Source organism: Sphingobium wenxiniae (assembly GCF_007830065.1).
Taxonomy (GTDB): Bacteria; Pseudomonadota; Alphaproteobacteria; order Sphingomonadales; family Sphingomonadaceae; genus Sphingobium; species Sphingobium wenxiniae.
Map to the genome: position 1 here is coordinate 1 of NZ_VLKK01000051.1, position 5,066 is coordinate 5,066.

A 5,066-nucleotide genomic window follows, 5' to 3' on the forward strand; every position below is an offset into this window, starting at 1 on the left:
CTGATCAAGCCGGTGCGCGGTTTCAAATCGATCCCCACGGCCTATGCCACGATCAAGGGATTCGAAGTCATGCGAGCCCTGCGCAAAGGACAGGCTCGCCCCTGGTGCCTGCAGCCCGGCATCAGGGGAGAGGTGCGCCTTGTGGAGAGAGCTTTCGGCATTGGGCCCTCGGCACTGACGGAGGCCATGGACATGCTCAACCACCATTTCGCAGCAGCCGCCTGATCGGCGCAGAGCGACAGCCTACCTGTGACTGCCGCCAATCTTTGCAACAGAGCCCGACGAAGTCATAGGACCAGACGTGCCCGGGATATTCCGGCCGAAGCCGGATGCACGATCCGTCGTTCAACCAGAGCCGCCCGCGCTTCGGCTGCCTTTGCGGCACCTTGAGCCCCTCGCGTCGCCAGATGCGCTCGACCCGTTTGCGGTTCACATGCCACCCTGCATTGCGCAGCAACGCCGTCACTCGGCGATAGCCATAACGACCATATTGCCGCGCCAGCGCAATGATATCCGCGGTGAGAGCTGCTTCGTCATCGGCCCCGCGAGGCACCTTGCGCTGTGTCGATCGATGTTGCCCGAGCACGCGGCAGACCCGTCGCTCGGACACCGGCATCATCATTCTGATGTGATCGATACAGCGCCTTCGGCGCGCGGGGCTCAGAAGTTTCCCCGGGCGGCCTCCTGCAATATCAGCTTGTCTAGCGTCAGGTCCGAGATCGCACGGCGAAGCCGCACATTCTCCTTCTCCAGATCCTTCATCCGACGTGCCTGATCGGTCTTCAGGCCGCCATATTCCTTACGCCACCGATAATAGGTTTGCTCGCTGACCGCGATCCGCCGACACGCCTCCGCGGTCGTCGCGCCCTGCGCCAGCACAACCTCCGCTTCACGCAGCTTGCCGATAATCTCTTCCGGGCGATGCTTTTTGCTCGGCATACCTTGTCTCCTTCGTAATCCAAAATATCATCAATTTTGGACCACTCAGAAGGGGGCAGATCAGTTGGGCGCGGCCGGCGGGCGATAACCGGCTTTTCCTCAATGGAATGCTTCACGTGCTGCGGGTCGGCTGTCCCTGGCGCGACATGCATGAGCGATACGGCAAGTGGAACTCCGTCTATGTGCGCTTCCGTCGCTGGGCCGAACAAGGTGTCTGGGATGCCCTGCTGCAAACACTGGTCGACCTGGGTCTGACCGACGACTGGCAACACATGATCGACAGCACCAGCGTTCGCGGCCACGTCTCGGCAGCGGGCGGAAAAGGGGGGCTTGTGCGAACGCTCTTGGTCGATCACGCGGCGGCTTTACGAGCAAGATCCACGCCCGTTGCGACAATCAGGGACTGCCTGTCGGCTTCATCCTGACCGGCGGCGAGGCTTCCGACTACACCGCTGCCGAACCGCTGATGGCGATCCCCGTCGCCACACCCACGGCGCTGCTCGCGGACAAGGGTGTGGATCGGCGCTGGAACGGGCCCCTCCTACTTCACGATCTATCATTTTGAATTGCCGTAAAAAGTTGGTTTTGACCGGGGTCCCGATCGGCGCCGATCGGGACCCCGGCATGCGCCAGTATAAGGATAGAAATCAATGCATTACCTCCCGTCAGAGCGGGTCCCACTCCAACGCTGCTTCACATCCCGGCCGAAGGCAGCCTTCGCTTCGCGCTTGCCCGAGCGCACGGCCTCAATGAGACCACTCTCATCCTCGATCGGGCGCATGCCGCGTCCACCGCCGCCCCAACTCGCCTTGAGCATCAAAGGATAACCGATATCTGCCGCGATCATTTTGATCGCAGTTTCATCGTCGGGCAGCGGTTCACTCGCCGGGATAACCGGCACACTGACGCTAACCGCTATGTTACGCGCTGATACCTTATCGCCCAGGCTGTGCATTGTCGCAGGGCTCGGACCAATGAAGGTAATACCTGCGTCGGCACAGGCTTTTGCGAAATCAGGGTTCTCGGACAGAAATCCATAACCAGGATGGATTGCATCTACGCCAGCGGCCTTCGCGATTTCGATGATCCGCGGGCCATCCAGATAGGCTGCAATCGGTCCAAGACCCTCACCCAGATGATAGGCCTCATCCGCCTTGAACCGATGGAGAGAAAGCTTGTCCTCCTCTGCATATATTGCAACCGTTCGTATCCCTAGTTCCGTAGCAGCACGAAAGACACGGATCGCGATCTCGGAGCGGTTGGCGACAAGAATCTTTCTCATCGCGCGGAGCTCCGCTGCTGCGCAAGGTTCTCAAAGTCATTGCCCATCGGCTGCCGACCTTTGCTTGATCATATCGAGCGCGACATCGACGATCATGTCCTCCTGGCCTCCGACCATCTTGCGGCGACCCAGTTCCACAAGGATGGCGCGGGTATCTATGCCATGTTCCCCGGCAGCCTTTTCAGCGTGGCGCAGGAAGGAGGAATAGACACCGGCATAGCCCAGCGTCAGCGTTTCGCGGTCAACGCGTACCGGGCGGTCCTGCAGCGGACGCACCAGATCCTCGGCGGCATCCATCAGGGCATAAAGGTCGCAGCCATGGTTCCAGCCCATGCGGTCGGCAGCGGCGATGAACACTTCGAGCGGAGCGTTGCCTGCCCCCGCGCCCATGCCGGCAAGGCTCGCATCGACCCGGACCGCACCATTCTGCACCGCGACGATGGAGTTGGCGACACCAAGGCTGAGGTTGTGGTGCGCGTGCACGCCGCGCTGCGTTTCGGGCTTCAGTACCTTGTCGTAGGCGGCAACGCGCGCCGCGTAGTCATCCATGCTCATCGCGCCACCACTGTCGGTGACGTAGACGCAATGCGCGCCGTAACTTTCCATCAACTGGGCCTGTTGGGCCAGCGCTTCCGGGCTGGTCATGTGGCTCATCATCAGGAAGCCCGAGACGTCCATGCCCAAGTTGCGCGCCGCCTCGATGTGCTGCTTGCTGACGTCCGCTTCGGTGCAGTGGGTCGCGATGCGCACCGAACGCACACCCAACTCATAAGCGTGCTTCAGATCGTGGACTGTGCCGATGCCGGGCAGAAGGAGGGTGGTCAGCACCGAGTGTTCCAGCACTTCGGCCACGGCGCCGATCCAGTCCCAATCGGTGTAGGCGCCAAAGCCGTAGTTGAAGCTGGAGCCTTGCAGGCCGTCGCCGTGGGCGACTTCGATCGCGTCGACCTTGGCCCGGTCAAGTGCGCGGGCAATCGCCTGGACGTGGTCCAGACCATACTGGTGACGGATAGCGTGCATTCCGTCACGCAGAGTGACGTCCTGAATGTAGAGCTTTTGCTGGGTCGGGTCGAAAGTCATGCTGCCGCTCCCCCTTGTATTTCGTTGTCGTGCATGCGGTTCGCGATCTTCTCGGCCGTCTTGAGCGCGGCAGAGGTCATGATGTCGAGGTTGCCGGCATAGGCCGGCAGGTAATGGGCCGCGCCTTCCACTTCGAGGAAGACGGAGACCTTGAGCCCGGTGAATTCGCCGTCCATTTCCGGGATGCGCAGCGGACGGTTGGAGCCGATATGCTCAAACTGTACGGCCTGCTTCATGCGGTAGCCGGGGACATAGCTCTGCACTTCGGCGACCATGTCTTCCACCGACTTGCGGATCGCATCCTGATCGGCATCTTCGCACAGACAATAGACTGTATCGCGCATGATCAAAGGCGGTTCGGCGGGGTTGAGGATAATGATCGCCTTGCCGCGCGTCGCGCCGCCGACGTCCATGATCGCCTGGCTGGTGGTCTCGGTGAACTCGTCGATGTTGGCGCGGGTGCCCGGGCCAGCACTCTTCGAGGCAATCGAGGCAACAATCTCGCCATAGTGGACCTTGGCCACGCGGTTCACCGCCGCCACGATCGGGATGGTCGCCTGGCCGCCGCAAGTGACCATGTTCACGTTCTTGGCATCGAGGCACACTTCGCCATTGACCGGCGGCACCACGTAAGGCCCGATCGCGGCAGGCGTAAGGTCGACCATGCGCTTGCCAGCGGCGAGCACCAGTTCGCTGTTGCGCTTGTGCGCTCCGGCCGAAGTAGCGTCGAACACGATCCCGACGTCCGCAAACTCGGGCATCCTGATGAGGCCATCGATCCCTTCCGCCGTCGTTGCAACACCCAGTCGCTGCGCGCGGGCGAGGCCATCGGAGGCCGGATCGATCCCGACCATCACGCCCATTTCCAGTACGCCGGAAAGGCGCATTATCTTGATCATCAGGTCGGTGCCGATATTGCCCGAACCGATGATGGCTACCTTGGTCTTGGCCATAATCAGGCTCCGTTGAACGAGAAGGAACAGGTGCCGATGCCGGCGACATCAGTGCGAACCTCGTCTCCGGCGTTCAGCACCACCATCGGGCCGAGGGCGCCGGCCAGCAGAATGTCGCCAGCCTTCAGCGGGTCGCCGCCTGCTGCCAGAGTGCGGGCCAGCCAGGCCGCCGCGTTGAGCGGATTGCCCAGCGCCGCCGAACCGATCCCGGACGAGGCCACGTTGCCGTTGAGCGTCATGGTCATGGCCGCACCCTCCAAATCGAGACCAGCCAGAGGTAGGCCCTGATCGGACAGGACGAAGAACGCCGAAGAGCCGTTGTCGGCGACGGTATCGGCAAAGGTGATCTTCCAGTCGGCAATGCGGCTGTCGACAATCTCGATCGCCGCATGGACCGAGGCGACCGCCGCCGCGACCTGCTCTGCCGTGGTGTCAGCCGATGGCAGGTCCGCGCCCAGAACAAAGGCTATTTCCGCTTCGGCCTTGGCCTGGATGCAGCGCGCCGGATCAAGATTACCGCCGTCCGCAATCTGCATGTCGTCAAACAGGACACCGAAATCGGGCTGGTCGACGCCAAGCTGCTTCTGCACGGCCTCGGCAGTCAGGCCAGCCTTACGGCCAACGATGCCGCGGCCCTGGCTTTCCCAGAAACTTGTGTTGATCGCCTGGACCGCATAGGCCCCGGCCGCATCGGTCGGCTCCAGCCACTCGCGCAGCGGCGGTAGCGTCTCGCCGGTGTAGGCGTCGCGCAGTCGCCTTGCGAGCTCTTCATAATCTGGCTTGAGCATGGTTCTCTCTTTCTAGTCGCCAAC

The 5,066-nt window shown here is 62.0% G+C and carries 4 protein-coding genes and 3 pseudogenes; 2 read left to right on the forward strand and 5 right to left on the reverse strand.

Features of this window, described 5'->3' with window-relative positions; all coding sequences use genetic code 11:
• Nucleotides 1-225: pseudogene (locus IQ35_RS20485) on the forward strand (IS6 family transposase); the annotation flags it as partial.
• 31 nt (nucleotides 226-256) lie between these two features.
• Here the strand turns inward: IQ35_RS20485 and IQ35_RS20490 are convergent.
• Nucleotides 257-939, reverse strand: a pseudogene (locus IQ35_RS20490) (IS3 family transposase); the annotation flags it as partial.
• Nucleotides 940-1,007: 68 nt separating this feature from the next.
• Between IQ35_RS20490 and IQ35_RS21680 the strand changes: the two are divergent.
• Nucleotides 1,008-1,459 (forward strand): annotated as a pseudogene (locus IQ35_RS21680) (IS5 family transposase); the annotation flags it as partial.
• 135 nt (nucleotides 1,460-1,594) lie between these two features.
• Here IQ35_RS21680 and IQ35_RS20500 read toward each other — a convergent pair.
• The 4 genes from IQ35_RS20500 to IQ35_RS20515 are packed head-to-tail and all read right to left on the reverse strand — an operon-like array spanning nucleotide 1,595 to nucleotide 5,042.
• On the reverse strand, nucleotides 1,595-2,221 hold the full coding sequence (locus IQ35_RS20500) for a biotin carboxylase N-terminal domain-containing protein (RefSeq protein WP_084653593.1): 627 nt from the start codon (nucleotides 2,219-2,221) through the stop codon (nucleotides 1,595-1,597).
• Between the two features lie 36 nt (nucleotides 2,222-2,257).
• Nucleotides 2,258-3,301 carry a 4-hydroxy-2-oxovalerate aldolase gene (gene dmpG, locus IQ35_RS20505; RefSeq protein WP_070936407.1) on the reverse strand — a complete coding sequence of 348 codons (1,044 nt, stop codon included), beginning with the start codon at nucleotides 3,299-3,301 and terminating at the stop codon, nucleotides 2,258-2,260.
• Nucleotides 3,298-4,254, reverse strand: a complete 957-nt coding sequence (locus tag IQ35_RS20510; RefSeq protein WP_070936405.1) for an acetaldehyde dehydrogenase (acetylating) — start codon at nucleotides 4,252-4,254, stop codon at nucleotides 3,298-3,300. Before IQ35_RS20510 ends, dmpG begins: the two co-directional genes overlap by 4 nt.
• Nucleotides 4,255-4,256: 2 nt before the next feature.
• Nucleotides 4,257-5,042, reverse strand: coding sequence for a 2-keto-4-pentenoate hydratase (locus tag IQ35_RS20515; protein WP_070936403.1), 786 nt, complete (start codon nucleotides 5,040-5,042; stop codon nucleotides 4,257-4,259).
• Nucleotides 5,043-5,066: the final 24 nt, after the last annotated feature.